At 55.6% G+C, this 23,301-nt stretch carries 15 protein-coding genes and 1 pseudogene; 14 read left to right on the plus strand and 2 right to left on the minus strand.

Annotation, left to right across the window (positions count from 1 at the left end):
* Positions 1 to 193 precede the first annotated feature (193 nt).
* From BTHE68_RS35770 to BTHE68_RS35810, 9 genes are all read left to right on the plus strand, one after another.
* Complete coding sequence (locus BTHE68_RS35770; RefSeq protein ID WP_162071039.1) at positions 194 to 1,816, plus strand: ATP-binding protein; 1,623 nt, start codon at positions 194 to 196, stop codon at positions 1,814 to 1,816.
* Positions 1,816 to 2,640, plus strand: coding sequence for an HNH endonuclease (locus BTHE68_RS35775; protein WP_162071040.1), 825 nt, complete (start codon positions 1,816 to 1,818; stop codon positions 2,638 to 2,640). Before BTHE68_RS35770 ends, BTHE68_RS35775 begins: the two co-directional genes overlap by 1 nt.
* A complete protein-coding gene (locus BTHE68_RS35780; protein ID WP_162071041.1) occupies positions 2,633 to 4,453 on the plus strand; it encodes a DEAD/DEAH box helicase in 1,821 nt (606 codons plus the stop codon). Before BTHE68_RS35775 ends, BTHE68_RS35780 begins: the two co-directional genes overlap by 8 nt.
* On the plus strand, positions 4,450 to 4,983 hold the full coding sequence (locus BTHE68_RS35785; protein WP_162071042.1) for an EcoRII N-terminal effector-binding domain-containing protein: 534 nt from the start codon (positions 4,450 to 4,452) through the stop codon (positions 4,981 to 4,983). Before BTHE68_RS35780 ends, BTHE68_RS35785 begins: the two co-directional genes overlap by 4 nt.
* Positions 4,984 to 5,245: 262 nt before the next feature.
* Positions 5,246 to 5,629, plus strand: coding sequence for an ankyrin repeat domain-containing protein (locus BTHE68_RS37315; RefSeq protein WP_162071043.1), 384 nt, complete (start codon positions 5,246 to 5,248; stop codon positions 5,627 to 5,629).
* A 362-nt stretch (positions 5,630 to 5,991) separates the two neighbouring features.
* Positions 5,992 to 8,229, plus strand: a complete 2,238-nt coding sequence (locus tag BTHE68_RS35795; protein ID WP_162071044.1) for a sigma-70 family RNA polymerase sigma factor — start codon at positions 5,992 to 5,994, stop codon at positions 8,227 to 8,229.
* A 123-nt stretch (positions 8,230 to 8,352) separates the two neighbouring features.
* Positions 8,353 to 10,164 (plus strand): AIPR family protein, encoded by a 1,812-nt coding sequence (locus BTHE68_RS35800; RefSeq protein ID WP_162071045.1) that lies wholly within the window; start codon positions 8,353 to 8,355, stop codon positions 10,162 to 10,164.
* Positions 10,165 to 10,424: 260 nt separating this feature from the next.
* Positions 10,425 to 10,907 carry a DUF4262 domain-containing protein gene (locus tag BTHE68_RS35805; RefSeq protein WP_162071046.1) on the plus strand — a complete coding sequence of 161 codons (483 nt, stop codon included), beginning with the start codon at positions 10,425 to 10,427 and terminating at the stop codon, positions 10,905 to 10,907.
* Between the two features lie 434 nt (positions 10,908 to 11,341).
* Positions 11,342 to 11,812, plus strand: a complete 471-nt coding sequence (locus BTHE68_RS35810) for a hypothetical protein (RefSeq protein WP_162071047.1) — start codon at positions 11,342 to 11,344, stop codon at positions 11,810 to 11,812.
* Between the two features lie 289 nt (positions 11,813 to 12,101).
* Here BTHE68_RS35810 and BTHE68_RS35815 read toward each other — a convergent pair whose 3' ends face one another.
* Positions 12,102 to 12,320 carry a hypothetical protein gene (locus BTHE68_RS35815; RefSeq protein WP_162071048.1) on the minus strand — a complete coding sequence of 73 codons (219 nt, stop codon included), beginning with the start codon at positions 12,318 to 12,320 and terminating at the stop codon, positions 12,102 to 12,104.
* Positions 12,321 to 13,630: 1,310 nt separating this feature from the next.
* Here BTHE68_RS35815 and BTHE68_RS35820 point away from each other — a divergent pair.
* The 4 genes and pseudogenes from BTHE68_RS35820 to BTHE68_RS35835 form a co-directional block, all read left to right on the plus strand.
* Positions 13,631 to 13,867: pseudogene (locus BTHE68_RS35820) on the plus strand (transposase domain-containing protein); the annotation flags it as partial.
* A gap of 358 nt (positions 13,868 to 14,225) precedes the next feature.
* Positions 14,226 to 15,728, plus strand: coding sequence for a hypothetical protein (locus BTHE68_RS35825; protein WP_162071049.1), 1,503 nt, complete (start codon positions 14,226 to 14,228; stop codon positions 15,726 to 15,728).
* A gap of 168 nt (positions 15,729 to 15,896) precedes the next feature.
* Positions 15,897 to 16,829, plus strand: a complete 933-nt coding sequence (locus tag BTHE68_RS35830) for a zinc metalloprotease (RefSeq protein WP_162071050.1) — start codon at positions 15,897 to 15,899, stop codon at positions 16,827 to 16,829.
* An 11-nt stretch (positions 16,830 to 16,840) separates the two neighbouring features.
* The gene (locus tag BTHE68_RS35835) at positions 16,841 to 18,184 is read left to right on the plus strand and encodes a M48 family metalloprotease (protein WP_162071051.1); all 1,344 of its coding nucleotides are present in this window, start codon (positions 16,841 to 16,843) and stop codon (positions 18,182 to 18,184) included.
* Between the two features lie 668 nt (positions 18,185 to 18,852).
* Here the strand turns inward: BTHE68_RS35835 and BTHE68_RS35840 are convergent.
* Positions 18,853 to 22,344 carry an alpha/beta fold hydrolase gene (locus tag BTHE68_RS35840; RefSeq protein ID WP_162071052.1) on the minus strand — a complete coding sequence of 1,164 codons (3,492 nt, stop codon included), beginning with the start codon at positions 22,342 to 22,344 and terminating at the stop codon, positions 18,853 to 18,855.
* A 423-nt stretch (positions 22,345 to 22,767) separates the two neighbouring features.
* Between BTHE68_RS35840 and BTHE68_RS35845 the strand changes: the two genes are divergently transcribed.
* Complete coding sequence (locus BTHE68_RS35845) at positions 22,768 to 23,070, plus strand: DUF4148 domain-containing protein (RefSeq protein ID WP_162071053.1); 303 nt, start codon at positions 22,768 to 22,770, stop codon at positions 23,068 to 23,070.
* The last annotated feature ends 231 nt before the right edge of the window (positions 23,071 to 23,301 follow it).

Raw genomic sequence — 23,301 nt, forward strand, 5'->3', positions numbered from 1 at the left:
CTCGAACCGTAAAGCAAGCGATGTTAAAGCCGTGGTTCGCAGCTGCCGTTATACAACGGCGGAGCGAACTTTAGGGCGCTCGGCCGCGCCTTTTCGATCAGTGCGCTGCCGTCCCGAAGTGAATCATTGCCCTTTGTATGCTTTCAGTTAAAGCAACCGACAACTGAAGCGAAACAACGAACCGGAACTCACTGTGAGCGACTTGATCAACGAGCCAGATGCACCACGTTTGATTTATGGCCTTCGGGACACTGGGTATAACGTGAAGACGGCGGCGGCGGACATCGTCGACAACTCAATTGCTGCCAAGGCAAGTCGGATCAACGTTCAAATCGACCTGCGGAACGACGGTCGCAAGGTCGTGTACTTTGGCGACAACGGTAGCGGCATGGACGGCGATGGCGTCTGGCAGGCCATGCGCTACGGCGCGCCCGTGCGGGACAATCCCGAAAGTCTTGGAAAATTCGGTCTCGGACTGAAAACCGCTTCCAGCTCGGTGTGTCTTCGATTTTCTATCATCTCGCGCAAATCCGCCGACCAACCGCTGGCAAAGCTCACGTGGGACCTTGAGCATGTTGCTGATGCCGAGAAATGGGAAATGTTGCGGGAGCCAGTCACGTCTGACGAAGAAGAGATGTTCAGCGAATTGTGCGGGGACAAGGGAACCCTCGTCGTCTGGCAGAAATGCGATCGCATTCTCACAAAGGATTATGAACCGGGCAGCGCAGCTGAGAAGCAGGCCATCAACAGACTAGCCGAAAGCCTCGACAAGCACCTGTCCCTGGTCTTCTTCCGTTTCCTCGATAAAGCCGACGAACGGGCACGCAACGTTGAAATATTCATCAACCAAAGCCCGGTGGTGCCGTGGAACCCGTTTTACCCGGCCCGTTCTGAACAGGTTCTGACCGAGAGCAAGCAGTCGCTGAACATCGAGCTTCTGGACGGTTCGGAAGAGATCGCCACGATTCGCGCATGGATCCTGCCGCATCGTGCAGATATGACCAAGGCCGAGGAGAAAGAATACGCGCGGATTTCAAACCGCGCTCAGGGGTTCTACGTTTTCAGAGAAGGCCGGCTCATCCAGGATGGCGGATGGATGGATGTTTTCGGGTCCCCCGAGCCGCACACCTCTCTGCTGCGGATCGAATTCGACTTCGGCCACAAGCTTGATGAAGCATTCCGGATAGATGTAAAAAAATCGCGAATCCTGTTTCATCCCGACCTGGAGGATGGGCTGCGCGAACTCCTGACCCCGATCTATCGCGAGGCAAACCGTCGCTACAGACGGACGATTCGCAACACGAACAAGCCGATCGATCACTCCAGTGCGAACAAGAGCATCGCGGATGCCAGTAACGCCGATAAGCCGCAAGTGAATTCGGTCGACACTGCAGATCAGTCTGCTGTCGTGGCGAATAACATGGGTCCAAAGATAAAGCTCAAGCTCAAGATCGAGAACTTTGTCAGCCCCGACACGATTCATGTGGAAGCGAGCGAGGAGATCAAAACAGGGGAGCTGTGGCAGCCGGCTTTTCGCAGCTCCGGAACTACTGGTCACGTGCCCTCTGTCCTGCTCAACAAGCACCACGACTTCTACCAGAAAATCTACAAGCGTGCTGCTGCAAACGGATATGCAGTCGAAGGCATGGATTTGCTGCTCTGGGCATTTGCTGTAGCGGAACAGAACAATACGAACGAGGAGCTCGAACCGATCTTTGAGGATATCCGAACTGAGATCTCTAACAATCTCCGAAAGCTGCTGCGTAACCTGCCGGAGCCGGAGCCGGGTGAAACAGCGGACGAAGAGGCTGACTGATGATCGCGGCGAAGAAGGATCTCATCATCAAAGAGCTACAAGAAGGCACAGGCGCCGAACTTGTCGCTGCTATTGATACGTCGGGCTTACGATCCAGTCTTCGCATATGGTTCGGCGACCTAGACGAGAAACATGGTCCAATCGCCGACCTTCGTCCGTTCGGGCTGAAAGGTCACCGGGTCGAGCTGTCCTTTGGATCCTTCTCTCGCAACGTCATTCGCCAGATTGAGAAGGCTTCCGCCGAGGATGTACAGCTGGCGCGCGCGTTGGTGACGTCTATTGGACCAAACGTCGAGATCGACATTCCTGGCCACACGCGTTCAAGCTGGAAGGTCGATAGCGGAGCCTTCAAGATAGTAGCGAAGCTGCGCGATCAAGAAGCACCGGAGGAAGATAATGCCATCGTCGCAACATGCCGGAATGTGATCGTGCCATTGATGGCCGCTATGGCTGAATTGATCGGCTACGACGTGATCGAGGAAACGGTGATGGTCGATGAACCTGCGGTTGAGGGTGGGCTGTCTCAAGCGTTAGTTACTCGGCGCGAACGTAACCCGCGTAACAGACTCCTATGCATTCGTCTCCATGGAGAGAAGTGCGTTGCTTGTGGTGTTGAGCCTCGGCAGCGCTACGGCGCGGCTGGAACCATCATTGAGATCCATCACCTTGAGCCGCTGGCTTCGCTCACTGAACCGCAACCGTACGATCCGAGCACAGATCTCGTTCCCCTATGTCCCAGTTGTCATCGTGCGGTCCACACGAGACGTCCCGTTCCATTCAGCGTTGAAGAGCTCAGGAAAATGATGGAGCCGTGCCATGGCTGATATGTCTCGCTTGCCCGAAGCGTTCGACACACTGCAGGGTCGGGTTCCTGAGGGATACACAGCTTCAGAACGACTGCTTGATCCAGTCATTGTCATTGACCGGATCGGTGGGAAGATCGTCGCCCGCCTCGGTGGAACACGAACTGTAAGCGGACAACGGAGGGTTCTGCACGCCCCGACAAACCTGCATTCATGGGTCAAAGACGGAACTATCCTGAGGCCGCTTCCGCGTGACTCGGTGCGGATTCTCACGGAACTTCTGGGCTCAGCAGACGCGAACGACTTGCCTTATGAGGTTGCGATCCGACTTATCCGGAACGCAGACTCCGCTATCAAAATCGAACCCGCTGAGGGCTTTCTTGATGCGGGTAAGGCAGTAGCGGCGAACCTTCACGACTCAATAAGCATTCCCGACCTGAGGGCAAAACTGTTTCCGTATCAGGCCAGAGGCGTACAGTGGATGCGTGAGACGATCCGGCATACGGGCGGCTTGATCCTTGCCGACGAAATGGGTCTGGGAAAGACCTTGCAGGTTATCGCGCTTCTTTTGCTCGAACGCCCTCAGTCAAGTGCACCCGCTCTGATTATTTGCCCGACAAGCCTGATCGCGAACTGGCTTCGCGAAATCGAACGGTTCGCGCCGGATTTAACCGTGATGGTACATCGGGGACCGGAACGGACAGGAGTGTATAAAGGACTGCAAGTCGCCACTGTGGTCGTCACCACGTACGAAACGATGGTGAACGATATTTCGATCGTTTCCTCGTTTCGATGGTCCTGGGTTATATGCGATGAGGCTCAGGCAGTAAAGAATCCTGAGTCAAATCGCCGACGTGCTCTGGTGACCATCCCCCGGCGCCATGCCATAGCGATTACCGGCACCCCTGTGGAGAACTCGCTTCTTGATCTATGGTCGCTCGGGGATTTTGTCATCCCCGGATTGCTCGGTTCTCGTCGGGAGTTTGAGGACTATTACCCAGACAGTACCGAGTCGGCGCAGCTGGTCGGGCGCATTACCGATCCCATTGTGTTGCGACGTAGGGTAAAGGAGGTTGCTAACGATCTTCCAGAGCGCGTCGATATAGATCTTCCTTTGGAGCTCGACGATCATCTGACCGACTACTATCTTCAGGTGCGCAACGAAACGATCGCGAAGTATCCGGTCGCTGGCCCCCTGGTAGCCACGTTGCAGTTGCAGCTGCTTTGTGCCCACCCATGGCTTCGCCTCGCGAATGACGTTGAGATGGGCTCGGAAGATGCGAATCTGGAGCCATCGACGTCGGTAGCATTGATGACAGCAAAGCTGGAACGCACTCGTGCTCTATTGCAGGAAGCGTTCTTTAACAAGCAGAAAGTCATTCTCTTCTCCGTCTTCAACAGGGTAGGGGACCTGGTGCGGATGGCCTGGCCGAACCTGGGTGACGTGTTCTGGGGTGCGATCAACGGTTCAACCCCCCAGGATCTGCGTCAACAGATAATTGATGACTTCTCGGCGCACGCAGGTCCGGGATGTCTGGTCCTCAATCCAAAGGCTGCGGGCGCGGGGCTCAATATCACGGCCGCAACAGTGGTCATTCATTTCACACCAGTATGGAACCCCGCACTGGAAGCTCAGGCCAGCGCCAGGGCTCATCGACGCGGGCAAACGCAGCCAGTGACGATCTATCGGCTCTTTTATCAAGACACCGTCGAGCAGGTGATGATTGAGCGTTCTGCATGGAAAAGGGAGCTCGCTAACGAGACTATCCCGGTCGCGACACGTGATGCGACGGATATGAAGCGAGCACTAGATATGAAACCGGGGAAATCGTGACAATTAGAACCTTCTGCAAGACGCTGAGTGCGAACGACGTTGGAGCAACTGGAGCGCACCAGGCGGGCATCCTCATCCCAAAGTCGGAAAAAGAACTCTTGGACTTTTTGCCTCAGCTTGATTCGGCTGTCAAAAATCCTGACGCATGGATCGAATGTGTGGACGAGGCGGGTGTGCATCATCGCTTCAGGTTTGTGTACTACAACAACCGGCTCCACGACGCGACCGGCACGCGCAACGAATACCGGATCACCTACATGACCAAGTATTTCAAGGCGGCTGGAGCGAGCGAAGGTGATACGTTTGAGATTTCCCGATCGGATAGGAAGGCGCCTTATAAGATCCGCGTTGTGTCCCGTGCGCAAGTCGTTCCGGATCGGAAGACGTCAGTAGCCGCTAACAGAGGAGTGGCGACCGAAGCGGCGTCTGCAGTGATGCAAGCGTCGGAGGGACTTGAAAAACTGGTGCAAAATCCCAATGGACAAGGCTTCAGGATCAAACTAACGTCGGCGTGGCGACGGGTGCATTGAGTGATTGCATCGGCCAACGGCACGTGTCAGTGCCTGGAGACGTCGCAAGGTCTGAACTGCTCATGCGCGTCATGACGATAGGCCGCCGATATATGTGAGCCACCAGAGGAACGAGAGGCGAAGAAGCGATGCATGCAGTAGTTCGGGACGAGCCAGCTCAAGCCGCTGGGCGATTGGCGCATACTTTACCCGGTGGCGGGGCGAGGCAACTGTGAGTGAGCAACATCCGGCAAGAGCCAAGTCTCTATCCCCACTTCTAAAGATGGCCGCATCGAGCGGTGTCCACGCTGCCGTTCGTCTTAGGCTGAACCGTGGCGACGATGTTAATGCTACTGACGGAAATGGTCGCACCGCCCTCCACCTAGCCGCCATACGTGGTCATTTGCAGACATGTCATGTACTCCTTGATGCGGGCATTGATCTCGCTGCCCGCAACCGAGACGGCGACGATGCTCGCGCGCTCGCACTCGCGGGAGGATATGTCGACGTTGTCGCGCTGATCGATACCTATCAAAAGAACACAAACGTACGGGCGACCGTCGTTATGACGCAAACATCAACCGTACCTACTGCCGTTACAGAAGCCCCTAGCGAGCAGGGCGTAAGGATCAAGCTGAGGTCGGCATGGCGTAGGTACATCGAATGAAATAGAGGTGTTTGGGATCGGTTTCCGAATTACCGAACGAACCGAACGGAGGGGCCCGCTGGGGCTCGGGCAGTCGGACTGAGCTCTCACTGAGGTCGGTGGGGAACTGACTGAGCTCTCTCAAGTTCTGTGTCAGGTGCGTCGTAATACATGCGCGCGCGATGACGTGCGTGACGATAAGCTAAGCCAAATGAAAAAACCAAGAGAACGACGCGAGGCTAGGAGGACGTGCATGCATTCACGACGAATGACCTACCCGGCCCGGATGTGCGAGTTGCACCCATATCCTGACGTGACTGGTCGAGGCAACGGTGAGTGAGCTTCACGCGCCAAAAACGAGAACGCTATCCCCGCTTCTAAAGATGGCCGCATCGAGCGGCGTGCATGTTGCAGTGCGCCTCAGGCTGAACCGTGGTGATGATGTTCATGCAACGGATGAGAAAGGCCAGAACGCGCTTCACTATGCCGCCGCGCGCGGACATCTGCAGACGTGCCGCGTACTTCTCGATGCCGGTATCGATCCAATTGTCAGGACCGGCGATGGTTCCGACGCGCGTGCGCTGGCGTTCGCGGAAGGGCACATTGAGGTAGTCGCGTTGATCGACTCGTACGTGATCGCTGCCGATCTCAGAGATGTTCCGATTGGTGCTCCCCTTGCTGGAGCAGCGGAATTGATTGCGCTTCCCGCGGCGATCATCTCGCTACATGACGAACCCGCTCCCTCCACAGCTTCTGTTCTACAGACAGAAGGCCCCGATGACGTGGACCACATTGTGTCGACAGTAGAACTGGAGCTGCCGGGAAGACAAGCCTGCCTGTTAGGAACATCCGAGTCAGAGGAGTTGTTCGGTGGTGACAGCTGGGAGGAGGAAGTCGACCCAGTGCGTCCGAACAACGATGCGTCGTTCCTCCAGTCCGCGTCCACAATACAGATCTCAATAAATCGCCATCGGGCCGTTGATCGGGACGAGCTTTGGGACGATGTGGACATCGATCTGCCGGAAATTCGGCGGCTGCAGCGGGAAGCGAGCGGCTCTTCTGGCGAACGCCACGCGCGAAGCCGGCAGATCCTCGCTTACGGTCTGCGCCACGGCTTCGTTCCCGAGTCATGGGTCCATGAAATGGCTGATGTGGACGGTGAAGCGATTTCAGGATACTTCGCCAACCTAGCGAACGTTGTGGCCGACCTCGGTATTCAGACATCTGAAGCAGTATGGGACTGGCAGGAGGTAGCCGATGACATCGAAGACCCCGAACTTGCGGAATCTGCGCAATTCGGAATAGACGCACTTCTTTCACTGAATTCCACTGATATCGATCCGCTAAAGCTTTACGAGGACGAATTCAAGCGGATTCCGCTGCTCTCAAAAGAGGAAGAAGTCGAATTTGCCAAGACGATCGAGCGCGGGTTTGCAGAGACCGCCCGCATCGTCGCACGGTGTCCGGCAGCTCTTGAAATGATTGCGGCGTCACTTGATGAGGTCATTGCCGAAGCGACTTCGATCGCCAATGTATTCGCGTTAGCGCCATCTGACGAAGGTCCTGCTTCGGGCGTCGGCGACGAGGCGTTCGAGAGTACTTCGATGGGGCAAACAGATTCCGACGCGGATTCCTTGTTCAGTCCGAACGTCGGCGAACCGGAGCCGCTCGATCTGGCGTCACTGGTCGCACGCCTCCGTGCGGCGAGCGCCGGCGCGGGTTGCGACGACGCGCGTGTTGTTGATCTCGAAGCGACCCTGCTAGCCTGCCGGTTGACTTCAAAGTACCTTGAACGTCTGCATACGCGTCTTGCCGAAGCGCCAGAGACCCGGCAGACCTCGCTTCGACTGGCGTCCTGTCTCGAAATGGCCGAAAAAGCTCGCCACCAGCTCGCGAGCGCTAACCTTCGACTCGTGCTGTCGATCGCAAAGAAGTACCAGAACCGCGGATTGGAGCTGTCCGACCTCGTTCAGGAAGGCAACATTGGGCTGCTGCGCGCCGTCGATAAGTTTGAATGGCGCAGAGGATTCAAGTTCTCCACGTATGCGACGTGGTGGATTCGCCAGGCAGTGAGCCGGAGCCTTGCAGATCAGGCTCGCATGGTTCGGCTTCCTGTGCATGTCGTTGAAACGCTGAACCAGATCGAACGGGGGCAAAGGGAACTGGAGCAGCGCAGTGGAAAAAGGGCATCAGCTGTGGAGATCGCGTTGCACCTGCAGATGGATCCTGTGATGGTCGCAAAACGCTTGCGAGTTTCCCGGCGAACAGTGTCATTAGATAGTGACGAGGACGTCGAGATCGGGATGAATCTCGTTAGTGAGGAGCGTCAACCGGAGGTCGTGGCGGTTGGCGTTCAATTGCGCCACGCAATTGACAAGGCATTGGCAACACTGACCTCGCGCGAAGCCAAGATTCTCAGGTTGCGCTTCGGTTTCGATTGTTCCTCTGAGCATACGCTCGAGCAGCTCGGGCAGATGTTCGATGTTACAAGAGAACGTATTCGGCAACTCGAATCGAAGGCGCTCAGGCGCCTGCGGCACCCGGTGAGATCCGGCGAGCTCAGTCCTTTCCTTGAAAAGACCGCCAAGGCTCGCGACCCTGAGACCGACGATGAGGCGTAGAGGGGTGCATTCGATACTTGGGCCGGTGTCGTGATCGTGTCACCGTATGTCTGAGCTGTTAGAGAATCCAGCACCATGCGTCGCTGAAGCATGTGCTCATCTACAACTTGAATTTAATACGATATGGAACTAGCTGAATTTCATGCGCAAACGCAGGCGCAGGTTAACGCAGAGGTCAAGGAACGACTAACGGATGCAGATGAGGTCCATCCGCGTCCAGAACTGATCTTCGCGGAGATTGTGATGCGTCACATGTCCGAGGTCGGGATGACGTTCGAACCAGAGGTTTGTCATCACTCGTCGGTTCTTGACAGGGCGAACCTGTCTCTGAGCGGCTTCTCGATTTCAGAAGACCTTGAGCAATTGGACCTCTTTGTTAGCATTTACGGGGGAAGGGAGGAACTCTCGTCGATTTCTGACGCGACTACGAAAAACGCCGCGGAAGAGTGCCTGCAATTTTTGACGAAGTGCGTGCAAGGCACGCTGTCGGCGGCGACGGATGATTCATCCGAGGCATATCCGCTGATCCTGACGATTCAGGAAAACTATCTGCGGCTGGAACAGATCAGAATCTATGTGCTGACTGATCGTCGTGCGAGAAGCCGAACTTTCCGAGCGCGCGAGGTTAACGGTAAGACGGTAAAGCTTGAGGTGATGGACATTGAGCGGCTCCACCGTCACTGGTCGGAAGGCAAGCCTCGCGATGAACTCGTAATCAATTTCGAAGAAGTCTCGGGTTCCGCACTGCCGTGCGTCTACGTTCCCGGTCAGGCGGCCGATTACGACTATGCGCTCACTGTCATTCCCGGCGAAGCATTACGGTTTATCTATGAAAAATATGGCGCCCGTTTGCTGGAAGCCAATGTCCGTTCGTTCCTGAGCGTCGCCGGAAAGGTTAATCGGGGAGTGCGCGATACCTTGCGTGACAACCCGGAACGGTTCATGGCATACAACAATGGCATCGTGCTTGTCGCGGATGAGGCTCATCTCGGGAAAACGATCGACGGAGGTCCAGGCCTTTTATGGTTGAAGGGCATGCAGATAGTCAACGGGGGCCAAACGACCGCCTCCATCTACTTCGCAAAGAGGAAGAATCCCAGTATCGACCTTCGTAACGTTCGCGTGCCAGCGAAAGTCATTGTTTTGAGATCCACCGAGGGAACCTCGGAGGAGGCGTCAATCTCCGACATCTCTCGGTATGCAAACAGTCAGAACGCAGTGAAGCTGTCCGACCTGTCGGCGAACAAGCCATTCCATGTTGAGCTGGAGCGTCTCGCGTCAACGACGTATTGTCCAGACGGCGTCGGTAAATGGTTTTATGAACGGGCGGCTGGCAGCTATAACACCTGGCTAGCAAGAGAAGGCTCGACAGCGGCTCGCCTTCGCCATCTTAAGGAAATTGTCACACCGCCTTCCCGCAAGATAACGAAAACGGATCTAGCAAAGTTTCTCTACGCCTGGGATTGCAAGCCGCACCTCGTAAGCCTTGGGGCGCAGAAAAATTTCGAACGTTTTATGGAGTCACTGCTGGACGGCGAGACCAACAAACAGATGGCAGTTCCGGACGTAGCGGGGTTCAAGCAGATGGTTGCGAAGGCCATCCTGTTCAAGCGGACGAGTTCGGTTGTACGACCAATGTTTCAGGGGTTTCAGGGAAACGTCACCGCTTACCTCATCTCCGTCCTTTCACTCGAAACCGGCGGAATCATCGATTTCGAGCGCATCTGGCTTAACCAGTCGATCTCGCACGCCTTGACGCAACAACTCAAAACATGGGCCTTCGAAGTCAACGAAGTGCTGCAGAAGTCGGCATCTGGACGAATGGTCTCGGAGTGGGCCAAGAAAGCAGAATGCTGGGAGACAGTAAAGAGCAGCGCTTTCTCGGCGATCGCTGACGGCATCCCTGAGGTCAGCCTGCATAGACGGACCGTTTGATAACGGGCTTGCGTTTTCATATAACGCGTTCGACTGATTCTCGATAACGTGTTTTCATTTCGGTGCTGCGCGAGAAGAGGAGGGCGGCGCAGCATCTGGTCACTGCTCATCTGGCTGCTATGTTTGAAACTTTGGGCCGTTTAGACCATCGTTCGAATGACGGAACCAGCCGTTCGTCGTGCCAAGAGCCGCTTTTGGTGTGAGGAGAATCGGTGGTTCGTCTGCGGCTCAGATAAAATGGAGGTTCACCGGAGAGAACAGTGAGCAAGAGGAAGGACGAGATCAGGGGCGTGCTGGAACAGACAAAGCAGGCGATTTCCGCGCACGGGCATGCTGTAATCGGCGTTACGGCGGAGCCCAAGGCGAAACCGCCTACCCCAGGATTCGCATACACCATAGGGCTCGAAGAGACATACGGGCATCCAGAGCTGATCGTATTCGGCCTTCCCTACGAGGTCGCTCATGGAGTGCTCAACGACCTTGCTGCCCGGATAAAGGGGAAGACTCTCGCGTTGCAAGACGGTGATAGAGATGACCGCACACTCCAAGGCCATCGCGTCGTTTTTCGAAACGTGCGCGCTGCGTTCGTTCGGAAGTATCTTCGCATCGCCCATGTCCTTTCAGAGGATACCCGCGCGCTTCAAGTCGTCTGGCCGGATCCCTTCGGAAAATTCCCGTGGGAGGATGATTTTGATAGTCGTTATGCAGTTGCTCAGCCCTCACTTTACGAGAGTCTGCACTAGTCGCAACCGATGACGAAGCAGGCCGGTTCGCCAAACTGATCTGCGCTATCGTCTACCTTAGCACGCGCTCCGCTTTTCCCGTTAAAGGGCTTTGTGCATACGCTACTACTGCGGATGCGGTATTCCACGACCGCTGCGGAGCACCGGCTCGCGCAACCGAATAGGCGACTGCGCCGCGCAGCAACTACCGCACGGCAGTGAGCTCCGCTCATTGCACAGGGGGTTTGCGTAATGACCAGACTGCACATCCTCGCTCCGTTTATTTTAGCGTCGCTGACGTCAGTGTGTGCCGTCCAGAGCATAAGTAACATAATGCTTATAATTAGGAGTATTGATATTATCAGAAATATCGGATATAATTGACGCATCGAAATAAAAAGCAGTGTTACGAGCCAACGTTCAGCGGTTTAACGCATTGCAGAATGGAGAGACACATGGCGAACAAGATTTTCGTGAACGTCGACGGATACAAGGTCCAGATCTTTGACGACGAAGCTAGCGATGTCATTCGGTTCTGTGCGCAGGGCGGTGGCTTCGAGAAGCGCCTGCCGCGAGAAGAATTCTTCCGTGAGTTTAAACCCTTCGATGTTCCCAAGTACTCGCCTCGAAATGCGACATTTGAGCATTTCGACGAAGGCGTGTCTATTAACGCGTGGTCGAACGGTATGAGCTGGAATGGGTGGGCCATGCCTTATTTCAGCCGCGACCAAGGCATGAAGGTAATTCAGTTTTTTCCTGAGTTGCGATTCGACGCTGAGCAGGACGCCTTCGTGTGGACCGACTCGAGCATGGACGAAGAGGTGGTGTATTCCAGCAAGATCATTGAAACGGAGTCGGGTCCGGTCAAGGCCTATCCAATTGGCACCGGCGAGTGGACTTGGGAGTGGGCTGACGAGGAGTATTGATCTTCTGCCGATGTAACCTGTGTGCGAATCAATCACTCTGCAAGGGGGCGCTTCATCGCGGTGGGACGGGAGAAACACTCTTACCATTTTGGGCGCACGCGCTGCGTCCAGTGAACGAGCCGTGTTCCGCCATATCGGCCTCATTCAGTTGCAGAATTTCCGCCGGTTGTCGCCGTGCACGAAGCGCTCGACGGGAGACCTTTTTTCATCGGCTACGCTGCTCTTTTCTTCTCGTGTACTTTGATGCCCTCCATGAACTGGACGGACGCGTAGCTTTTCGTGATGTTCTTCAGGCGAGTACTTCGATCTCTTGGATGCCGTTGACACCTTGGAAGTTGGCACGAAAGGCAGCCTGATAGCGATTGTTGAACAGCTCGGTGATCTCCGTTAGTCGGTCATCGGTATCCGAGTTCGTGAACAACACGGACTTCGGACTTTCTGGGCCATAGAAGACGTTATGTGGTCTTGATAGGGTGTAATCAGCGGGAGGCTTTTCGGCGACCACCATGCACCCCAGTACGTGAATCCTCGGCTTCTTTCCACTTGGCGTTTTAAACACCCATACCCGATTGGGGGTGCGGCGCGCTACTATCCCGGCAATTCGCTCGTGGTCTGAGCCAAGGGAGAAAATACGGTTCGCGCGAATATCTGCCGCGTAGTCTTTCCAATAAGAAGAGATCCAATTTGATCAGTCTCGTCGTTGTGTGCGCCAAAGAGCTGACACTTCAACAAAGCCGCAGCGGTCGGTACCACATCAATATTCAGTCGCGACCGCTTTTTTTTGCGGGCAATACTAGCGGCGATTTGGCGGAAAGCGCCACCGACCAACGACACAATGCGGGAGGGAACTTGGGAAAGCGGGTCATTCTTGGGGCCGTTCTGACAGCATTGACATCGACCGCGACGGCAGGCACGCACTACGTCGAAGTCTGGAATCCGCCCGAGGCGCCTAGCGGCGTGCCCAGAGTAAGCTCCCAGTCTCATAACCCGTCTGCGAAACGGCATACGCATATGAAGGCATTGCCGCAAAGCACGTCAAGCATGGCGTGCGAGCGGCGGCCGCTAGTTGGTACCCAAGAGCGGCGGGACGACAGCACGCGTCACCAAGGTTCAACGATATACCTCGTCAAATCACGCCAGAGGGGAACATTCTGCGTGTCAGCGGCGACTCGGGTTCGGCCGCGCTGCGACGCTAGCCTTAGTCGTATGCCGGGCCGCGTCGGGGTGGATAACGCCTTGTTGCGCCGGCGTCAGGACGTCCGAGTTGGACGGCGGCGAACGATCCGTCCGTGGAACGAGGCGCTCAACTAAGTGCGCAAAGCCGCGAAGTCCATTAGGTGCAGCGAGAGGTCTTGACGGGTTCATGCTTTCGCGTCGGGTCGAGAGGCGCTTCTCCGGGTGGAGCGCGTTTTATCCGTCAGTGTAGCGCGCCGCGTCGATCGTACTAAGGGAGTTTGAACTGGACGCCAAGAGGGCGGCCGCTTTTTTCGCGGGTAAGGTGGCGACTCGGCGCGGTTGCCGGGTGCGACCGTCTGGAGATGTTCGAGCAGGCCGCAGCGAATCGGGCAAGTATAAGAGTCCGGTCGAGGTGTATGGCCGCAGCGGCACAACATGGTCGCCGCTTGCGCCGGGCGGATCGATCGGTTGACATAACGCCGTCGTGTCGCGCGTCGCATCTGTAGGAGCAACATGAGAATGTCGTGTAGCGACATGGAAATGTCCGTCTCGAGTTGGTCGTCGTAAGCTTGCCGCCCGCTGGAATCCAGATTCGGGAGCGCTTCGACGCAACCAGTCGCATCATGCATCTTCACTTCACGCAGGCCGTTTGCCACTTCGAGAAGATCGTGGCGGCTCAGTGACACGGTTGATGGCGCAAAGGCCAGCGCCGCGATCTACAGCCTGGTGCTGACATGCCGGGCTCGCGGCGTCGAGCCGTACGACTACCTGCTGCATGTACTCACAGAGCTGCCGCAGCGTGCGCCGGATGCGGATGTGACTGACCTGCTGCCGTTCAATTATGCGCGGCAACAGCAGGCCAAGGCGGAGACCGGCTGACTGACAGGCCGCGCGCCGGTCATCGTGACTGCGCCCTTCAATCACCCCAATGCAGACTCACCGGATGACATCAACCGCCGAGAGTTCAAAATAATTCTCGATTCGGTGTGCTAAAGCTCGCGCTTACGATTAAATAGGGTCAACCTGTTTAGCCTTGCCGATGCAGCGCGCCCAGAGCGCTAGTTCGTGCTCTCTAGAAAAAAATCGGAATACGGTTCTATAAAGTCGTTGCGCCGGTCGAAATACGACGATACGTCGTCCTAGATAAACTAGAAATTGTGACATAAGCTTCTTAGCACTCAGGGAAGGCAAGCTTACCCTCGAAGAACAGGTTGCGAACAGGGCACGGAGGGCGGCGATGAAGATCAAAGACCGCGAGTTGTTCAGTGTAAGTTTGTTCGTTTTTTTGACGGCCTGCTCCACAACTCCGGTTGTGAGTCCAACTAATCTCGCGCAGCAATGGGGCGATCGGCTTCGCGCCTATCAAATCAACCCCGTGTTTCCGCCGAGAGAGGACATGCAGGTAGGCGACGTTTATCTTCTATGTGACCTCAAATCCGGAGCCGATCCCGCGACGGCATTGAACCCATCCGGGCCGACCCCCCAATCGGTATGGGTTACTCGGCTTAATCTTTCGCCGGCCGTAGAAACCAACTATGCCACGGCGATCTCTCTGCCGGCCCTTTCAGCGCAAAATGCAAAAGGGGCGTTGTCCGATCCTAGTGGGATAGGTTCAATGCCGACCACTAACGACATGGTTGCGGGCAAGCGTAAGCTTCAGCAGTTGAGAAATGTTTCCTTTCCGGAGTTTTTCTCGGCTTCGATAACCTCTGTGCAGGCAAATGCTCTGGTACCAGCAGGCACTGTTCTCGCAGGCCTAGGCTTGGCGAAAGATGATATCGCCGCGATTTCACTAAGTGTGCCATCGGCCGGATCATATGGACTGCCGGTTATGGCCGCGCATCTAGCATTTAATAACGCGATACAACCGTTTGCGGTAGATTTCTGGCGTTACACAACTGAACTAAAAAGAGCATACGCTACTAAATGCAATGAAAATCAAACCGCATCACTAGAATTGGTGACAGAAATTTTCGCTGCGTACGCAATGGACGTGAATTTCACATTCGAAAAAGGTGCTGCGGGCAGAATGCAGGCGGCGATTAACACTCCGGCAAACAGCACCCGAAACGCAACGCTACAAGCGTTGACGAAGCAGATTTCTGACCTCCAGGCCACAGCGATCAATCAGGACGATACGTCCGGAAAAGGCAGCGTAAATCATGCTCCTGCAAGCAAAACGAAGTCTGCGAGTGCGGCCGGCGCCGCCTCGGGCGCCAGCGTGCCGGGCGACGCAAGTTCGGCCGGCGGAACAAACGCCGGAAAATCACAACAAACACAGGTCGATCAGCTGAACACTCTGCTTAATCTTCTCGTTCAGCAGGCAGCAGGATTTGAGCAGCAAAAGTTCGCTGGTGTCTCGGCCCAAATCGTGTCGGGGTCGAGTTCCGGCGTTCGCGTCGAGCGCGTCTTTTCGAATCCTGTGGTTATTGGATATAAGTCGATCACCCTTTTCCCCTACGACAAGGCGGAAAGTTCCGCGGGAGCGAATATAGTCTCTCCACCCGACGCTAACCCCGTTTCAAAGGATTCGCCCGGACCGGTAGCTCCTGCGAACAAGAATCCACATAGTCCCGCGCATAAAGGAGTGACACCAAACAAGAATAAGTCTCTCCCTGCTCGACCGCCTGTTGTTGTTAGTCCGCGCGCGGAAAATCCGACGCCGGCGAGCGCCGCTGAAGGCGGTGGTGTCGGCATTCCGATTCTTCTACCCCCCGCGGCATTGCTAAATCCACAGTAATGCCTATGAGTCCGTCCGCGCGGCAGCACCTGCTGCACCGCGGTGAGAGACCTCAGGCCGACGTCGGCGCAGTCGGCCGAACAGCCAGCGGTCGAACGTGCAGAGGTGAAGTGATTATGTAGGCCATGGATGGCTGAAATGCACAAACAGCACTGGGGACTACCTGTCATGAAATCGAAACAAAAACGAACGCTCCCTCTCGAAGTCCTAGCTGTACTCGCTCTGTTTGCCGAATATCACGATTCAAGATCTCAAACCGCGCAAATTGAAGCGATCCAGGAGACGATTCCAAAGGCGATTTTCGACCAAATGCTGGCGAGTCATAAACTCGTGGGCTCGCCCGGCTTGACGTGGAAACAGCATGTCATCACCGTTGCGTTCACGGGTGGAAATGAATCGGTCTACAGCCTTATCGAATCAACGGCAAACGAATGGATCTCTAAAGAGAGCGAACTGAAATTGTCTTTTAGAGACGAAAAGGGTAAATATAGACTGTGGACAATAGGTGACGCATTCCCTGCAGCTGACATTAGAATTTCCTTTGTCAGCGACGGCGACGAAAAGGGATACTGGTCTGTTGTCGGCGTCTTGGCACAAAATGTGCGTGCGGATGCACCGACAATGAACTTGGATTCGTTCCCGCAGAAATTGACTCGTTTCGTAAACAACAATGACCAAAGCGCATGGATATCAAGTTACGAACATTCAGTCATTTTGCACGAGTTTGGCCACGCGCTAGGATTGTCTCATGAGCATTTTCACCCTGACTGCCAAAAAGATCTGAATTTTACCGCAATACAGAATTTCCTGATGAATGGAGATAACCACTGGACTTATCAGCAATTCCAATACAACATGAAGGCGGATTATTACTTTCAGGCGCTAGGATATCAAGCAAGTCCCTTAGACAGCCACGTATTAACCAGCCCGCACATAGATCAAGCGTCGGTAATGCTTTACAGCTTCTCGAACGAGTACTACAAGTCAGGCGCAAAATCTTTATGCAAGCCGTCGTCCGTTTTCGGATACGCGACAAAGCTCTCGGACGGTGATCGGAATTTCTTTGCGACCCATTATAACCATATTCTGAGTCCGTTCTAAGGAGGTGCCCTGTGTACTCTACGCTGAAAATTGCGGCCCGTCTCTTCACGGTCTCCTTGATCATTTGTAATGGAGTCAGCGTAGCACAAGAGACAGGTACTCGTTGTAGTCAGCAAATCAACTATTTGTCGGATACCGACGGCGCTTATAAATATCTCGAGCAACTGCAGCGTCACGTATATGCTGCGAATCCGAACGAGACAGATCCTTTCACTCGAGCGGAATTAAACAAGCCTCAATTCGCAAGAACATGGACAGATCTGGCAAAAGAGCTTGCTGCACAAGGTTGCGACGCCAGCGGGAAACAATGCGTCGGGGACTACGATTTATATATGCAAATGCTCAAAAGTATTGAATGCGACAGCATTCCGACTCGTTTCGAGTCTCCAATGTTTATCGAGCTTATACGGTTATACACGAATAATTTGCTAGCAGTCGCTAAGGCAGATTTCCCGGGCGCCGCAGAGGCTCGCTTTGGCTCGCTGCCGACGGGCACAATCGACGCGCAGGCTATGCTAGTCCCAAAGATTAACCAACCTATTGTCATCTTGAATCGTGATCTTTTTTACTTTACAGGCGCTTTGTCGAAATCCATTTCTGATGCAATCGAAATTGATGAAGTCGAAAATCACGTTGCCCTTCAATACAGCGATCAAGCGATCTCGAAACGGTTAAATGAACACCCTTACATCGTTCGAAATTTCGCAGATGCGATTGTTAGAATGATTAAGTTTGGAACCTCAAAAGGAGCGGATGAAATTACTCTCGACGCGGACCATAATCGCTTGCATGCGCGGCTGGTCAGCGCTATGGACATGTTTATCGTGGCTCATGAGGAGTCGCACGTCCTGCTGAAACATGTGAACGATAATTTAGTTTCCTTTGCATTGGGTTCCGCGGCATCAGATGCAGGTCCGGGATCAGCTTCCGCGCCAACCACCGATACCTCTTTGACAATTCAGACCCGAACGAGAGAACAGGAGTTGGCCGCTGACTCTCTAGGCTTCACGTTAATGATCAGGTCGATTTCACGCGAAACACCCGATGGCGATCCAGTCGGCGTAATGATCGCTGCAGCGGCTCCCGATATCATTTTTCGGATAATCGACTCTGCTGAATCGTACGGTCGAGCTGCTAACGGCCGCAGTTTTACTGATGCCAATCATCCTCTTGCCAAGGATCGTGCCGAAGCTCTAACGCCAGTCATTGAAAAATTACGTGATACCGGGGGGCCGCTGAATGGAGTGCCCGATTTCAGGCCAGTTTTTGACATGAGCCTCGCAACTCTCCTAAAATTCGCGGACCCATTGATACGGAAGGACCTTGGGCTTCCCTTGACTGTACAAGGAAATTGACTTTCAGCCTGCGACGTTCGCGTTGGCGAGGGGCCCCCGTGCTGTTCGCTATCTGATCAGTAACGGCCGATCGAACTTCGATATTGGCCTGATGCAGATAAACCGTAACCTTTGGAGCTGTTACATGGTGGTCTGACGCTCAGGCAAGGTTCGGAGCGAAGCAGTTTTCGCATGGCGAACGGCTATTTCGATAAGATCGATTATCGAAAGAGCCACAGTTGGTGATGCGGGGTAGGCAAGGGTAGCAACCGTGGCATAGTCTATGGAACGCTGCACACGTCGGGAGGGCAACGTGAAGCAGTCCCATCGAATCGATCAACGCGGGCAAGCGTATGTTGAGTTTCCCGATCACGCTTCCCTCGCAGCACTGCGTGCGTGGTGTGAGGGCCTTTCGGCGCGCGCGGCCGTCGAGCGCTATTTGTCGCACCGGCGAATCCCAGCGCAATCATCTCGCGGCATGCTTGGCTTACCTTGGCGACGAATACACGATCGCGGTGACACGACTGGACGGTTTTTGCCTGCATGAGGCGCAAGAACGATTCTAGGCCCGTGCAAGGGCCGCAAGGTCAGAGTGCCTGAGCAGCAGCAGCTCGGAGCGCGAGGGCAGATGCGCCTGATGGACTGGTAGATAAAGCAACGCCTGCCTGCCGGAAAGACCGAGAGCAGGGCTATGGAATATCACCTTCATTAAGATCATTCGAGTCATTCAACCAGGCCTGTGCGGCATCCTCACTTCCCGTGATTTCTACCAGTGCGGCGATCACATATCTCATCACGCTTTCTATATGCAAGGCCTGCGCGGTGACCAAAGCCTTTTTCAGAGCCACATCTTGCTTATGTTTCTGGCCCAGGGCGTGATTACACCGAGCAACTTCGGCGTACGTGTAAGCCTGACCCATCGGGTCCTGCTGTTGCGCGTACCAGCGCAGCGCTGAATGATATGCGAGCAAAGCGTCGTCAAAGGCACCGACAACACGTTTCAGATCGCCCAGCGACTGGAGCGTATTGGCCTGCCCGAGCTCCTGTCGCTGGCGTTCGTACAGCGGCAACGCGCGCTCGTACAGCGCGCGGGCCGCATCGAGCTGTCCCAACAGGCTTTCCAGGTCGCCCAGCGACCGGAGCGTATTGGCCTGCCCGAGTTCCTCTCGCTGGCGTTCGTACAGCGGCAACGCGCGCTCGTATAGCGCACGGGCCGCATCGACTTGTCCTAACCGGCGTTCTAGGTCGCCCAGCGATTGGAGCGTATTGGCCTGCCCGAGCTCATTTCGCTGGCGTTCGTACAACGACAGCGCGCGCTCGTACAGCGCGCGGGCCGCATCGATCTGCCCCAACCGGAGGTCCAGTTCACCCAGCGACCAGAACGTATTGGCCTGCCCAAGCTCATTTCGCTGGCGTTCGAACAATGGCAGCACGCGCTCGTACAGCGCGCGGGCCGCATCGATCTGTCCTAACCGGCGTTCCAGTTCACCCAGCGACTGGAGCGTATTGGCCTGCCCGAGCTCATTTCGTTGGCGTTCGTACAACGACAGCGCGCGCTCGTACAGCGCGCGGGCCGCATCGACTTGTCCTAACCGGCGTTCCAGGTCGCCCAGCGATCGGAGCGTATTGGCCTGCCCGAGCTCATTTCGCTGGCGTTCGTACAGCGGCAACGCGCGCTCGTACAGCGCGCGGGCCGCATCGAACCGTCCTAACCGGCTTTCCAGATCTCCCAGCGACTGGAGCGTATTGGCCTGCCCGAGCTCGTCTCGCTCGTATTCGAACAATGGCAAGCTTGCATGTAAGATTTCGATCGAGAGCACCGGAGAGAACTGACATAGGGACCCAAGTTCGGAGACAAGATGCTTGATCTTGTCGGTATCAGGCGCCAGGCGTAGATCCTGGATAATCAGCCGGTGAAGCGCGTCGAAGGTCGCCAGAAGTTGTGCCCTTGCTTGCAGACTCTTCTCGGTTGAAGCAATACTGTTAGCCACCGACGCAAGTTCGATGAAGAAGTTAAATGCGCATGACCGAACTTCCGCCCATAGACCATTCTGCGGTTCGGCTGTGACTTCGTCGAGCGCGAATCGTGCGACCGGTGGTAACAGATGGAACTGATCTTCGCGAAGCTGCCAGACGTGATGACGACTCAACGCCTGGCGAGCTTCCTCCGACCACCCGCCGGTCTGCTGAAAGAATGAAACGAGTTGAGCGTCAATGCCCGCTGGGAAAAGTGCGGCAAGCGTCCAAAGGGGGAGTGCGCCCGGTTGGGAGGACAGGGCGTCTCGGGTCAGCTTGAGGCTGATTGGCAAGCTGTCGAGCCGGGAGTCAGCCGGTCCATTCTTCGCAAAGGTCACACCGATTCTTCGCCACCGCGTCACCAATTCATCGAATGAATACGAGTGTCCCAGTCGAGCGGTCAGCGTAATGCTGAGCGCATGACAGCCCAGATCTTCCGATACGTATTGGTGTAGCTCAGAGTCCGATGGCTGATTCGTCCCCGCCCATACTTCGCGAAAGAGATGCATGGCCCATTCGAGTGGCAGGACGTCAATCCGGATGGGTTTGGACATCACTCCGGTGAGATCGACGCGTGAAGATGCCAGCAGCCGCACTCCGTTGCGTTGCTGGAGGGCCCGCAGCAGCTTCACGCCCTCTGCCTTCTCAGCCACGCTTTCAAGATTGTCCAAGTAGTACAGTCCCGGCTTGAGCAGCGGGGCCAATTGGTCGAATATGGCGATGTCATCGAAGCCGAGTGTTCGGCCGATCAAGGCGGGCAGTTCAGCCGGGCTGGTCTCGTCCGGTACGTCGACATAGAAGGCCACTTCGGCGGGAGAGTCTTTTAACCAATCCTTAAGCGCCGCCTTGCAAATTTCCGTTTTCCCGATGCCACCGGCGCCGGTTACGTGGGCGCATACGACGGTGGAGTCGTCAGAACTGCGCAGAAAAGCCAGCACTCTCGCGATCTCACCATCCCGTCCGACAATGATGCCTTCGCGTGGCCGTAGGCGCGAATCAGTATGACCGGAGAGCTGGCCGGGTAATCCGACAAGGGAGGCCGGAACGGCGATTTTTAGAAGTTCAGCAATTGTGCCGGATTGATCGGGCGGGGCGGGGTGTGTCGATGGCGCTGCGACCTTGCATTGTCGAATGAAATCCAGCAGGGAGTCGTGGACCTGTTCTCCATGCCGGTTTGCCGGGCTGCAGATGGTGAGATGATTCGCTGCAATCGAGATCGGCGCCTCTCCGGGTACGTGAGGGTCGCCGCTGCCGGGTCTAACTACCATGACGCGTGGGCCAAACAGATATTTCCCCAAACGCTTGCCGACCTCCAAACCCTTGGTTTCGAAAAAAGTGCGCACATCAAAATGAAGCTTGTTTAACTGTGCAAGAAATTGTTGATTGAGAGTCCGCAGATGCGCGTCGTGCGCGGTTATGTCCCCCACTTGTCGGTTCGTACGAAGCGCTCTGACGAAGGTAGCCACATTGGCGAGGTCTGAGCCTTGGTGGGGTGTAGCCATGAAGACGACGCCGCGAATACGTTTGACCAGTTCCTCTTCCCGTTTAACACTCCGGGTCATCGCATGAACGATGGCCGTCTTGATGACCAGACCGCCCATGCTGTGCCCGACCAAAATCAGCGGACGATCTCTCAGTTCCGCTTTAGTGCTAAGCCGGTCCAGCACGTTCGTGCCTTGATCCGGTAGTGACATCGCATCGTCGTGCCAGCGGGACAGGGCGGCGTCATAACCCAGCACCCAAGTGTCGCAGCCGCTGTCCTCGCCGATCCAGACCGGCCACAAGGTGGCGTCATCGTCCGGATTGCTCATCCAGGTCGTTTTTGGGTGCTCTTTTAAATTAAAAACGTTCAAGCCGTGGACAAACACGATAGAAAATGGTCCCGGCGTGGGGGACTGATAGGCGGGTTCCAGGGTAGACATTTTTCTTTTTAGATCGGCCCAATCGCATTTGCTATCCGAACAGGATAGTTCCTGCCAAGGCCTTTGAGTAATGTCCCACCGAATTGTAATGGTCCGGTTTTGCCAGTTTTCCCCGATCTCGGGATTTTCCGGACAAATCGACAAGGCCTGTTTTCGCCCGTTCCAGCTATAGGACGCGGGCGAACGCGAGGTAGCCCGGGTGGAAAACCAGACGCGCCACAGCCAGTCACCCTTCGCACCCAAGATGCCCCTCGCCACAAGGCCCTTCACGGCTTCTTTGGCGCGATGGTTTTGGGATGGAAAGGGTCGCGACTGCCTGCAATGTGGCCAGCGGCTCCGTGCGCGGTGAGTGCTCGGCCCGAAAATCAGCGTTGGGATGCACGAAGCGTGGGACCGCGCCGGGTACGCGATCTTGCGCAGTCCAACCGCCGGGGCGGTCGCGTACTTGAGCGCGTGACCGAGAGGTGCCCCGCTCAGACAGAGATATTTGCCTGACGGCGATGCCAGGTGCCGGACAGCGTAGTGACGGTCGGGTCTTTATTGCGCGTACCGACAATAATTCTTTGTCGCATTAGTGGTTAACCCTAAAGAGCAGTTTGCTTAGACTGGAATCACTGAAACGCAAACAGGGCTGTTTGCGAAAACAAAGATCCGGAGGTAAGCATCATGAAACTCGCATCCATCATCGTCGCCGCTGCGCTCGCAATCCCGGCAGTTTCCTCGTTCGCACAATCGAACCAACCGTTGACCCGTGCTGAAGTGAAGGCGCAACTCGTGCAACTTGAACGCGCTGGCTATAACCCGAGCATGGATCGGACGACTTATCCGGCCGAGATCCAAGCGGCGGAAGCTAAGGTTGCCGCACAAAACGGCCAAAGCTATGGTGGTGTGGCAGACGGCTCGTCGGTCTCGGGCGGTGCTTCGGCACACACGGGCAACAGCGTGGCCCCGGTCTACTTCGGTCATTAATCTCGGTCGGGGGTTGATTGCAGTGGTCGGTCGCGGCAGTTGCCGTCGGGCCGATCCACTTGCTGAGAACTCTGGGTGGCAAGATCGCTGTACGCGCCCGGCGACGCGGGCGCGTAAGGGGTTACGGTATTACCCTGTTGCTCGCTCATGTCTCCTCCCTCGCCTTGCTTTCATTGTAGATGCGACCTACCGCATGGAGCAGTCGCTAAAGTTTTATGCAAACGCGTCGAT

The organism is Burkholderia sp. THE68 (assembly GCF_009938265.1).
GTDB lineage: Bacteria > Pseudomonadota > Gammaproteobacteria > Burkholderiales > Burkholderiaceae > Caballeronia.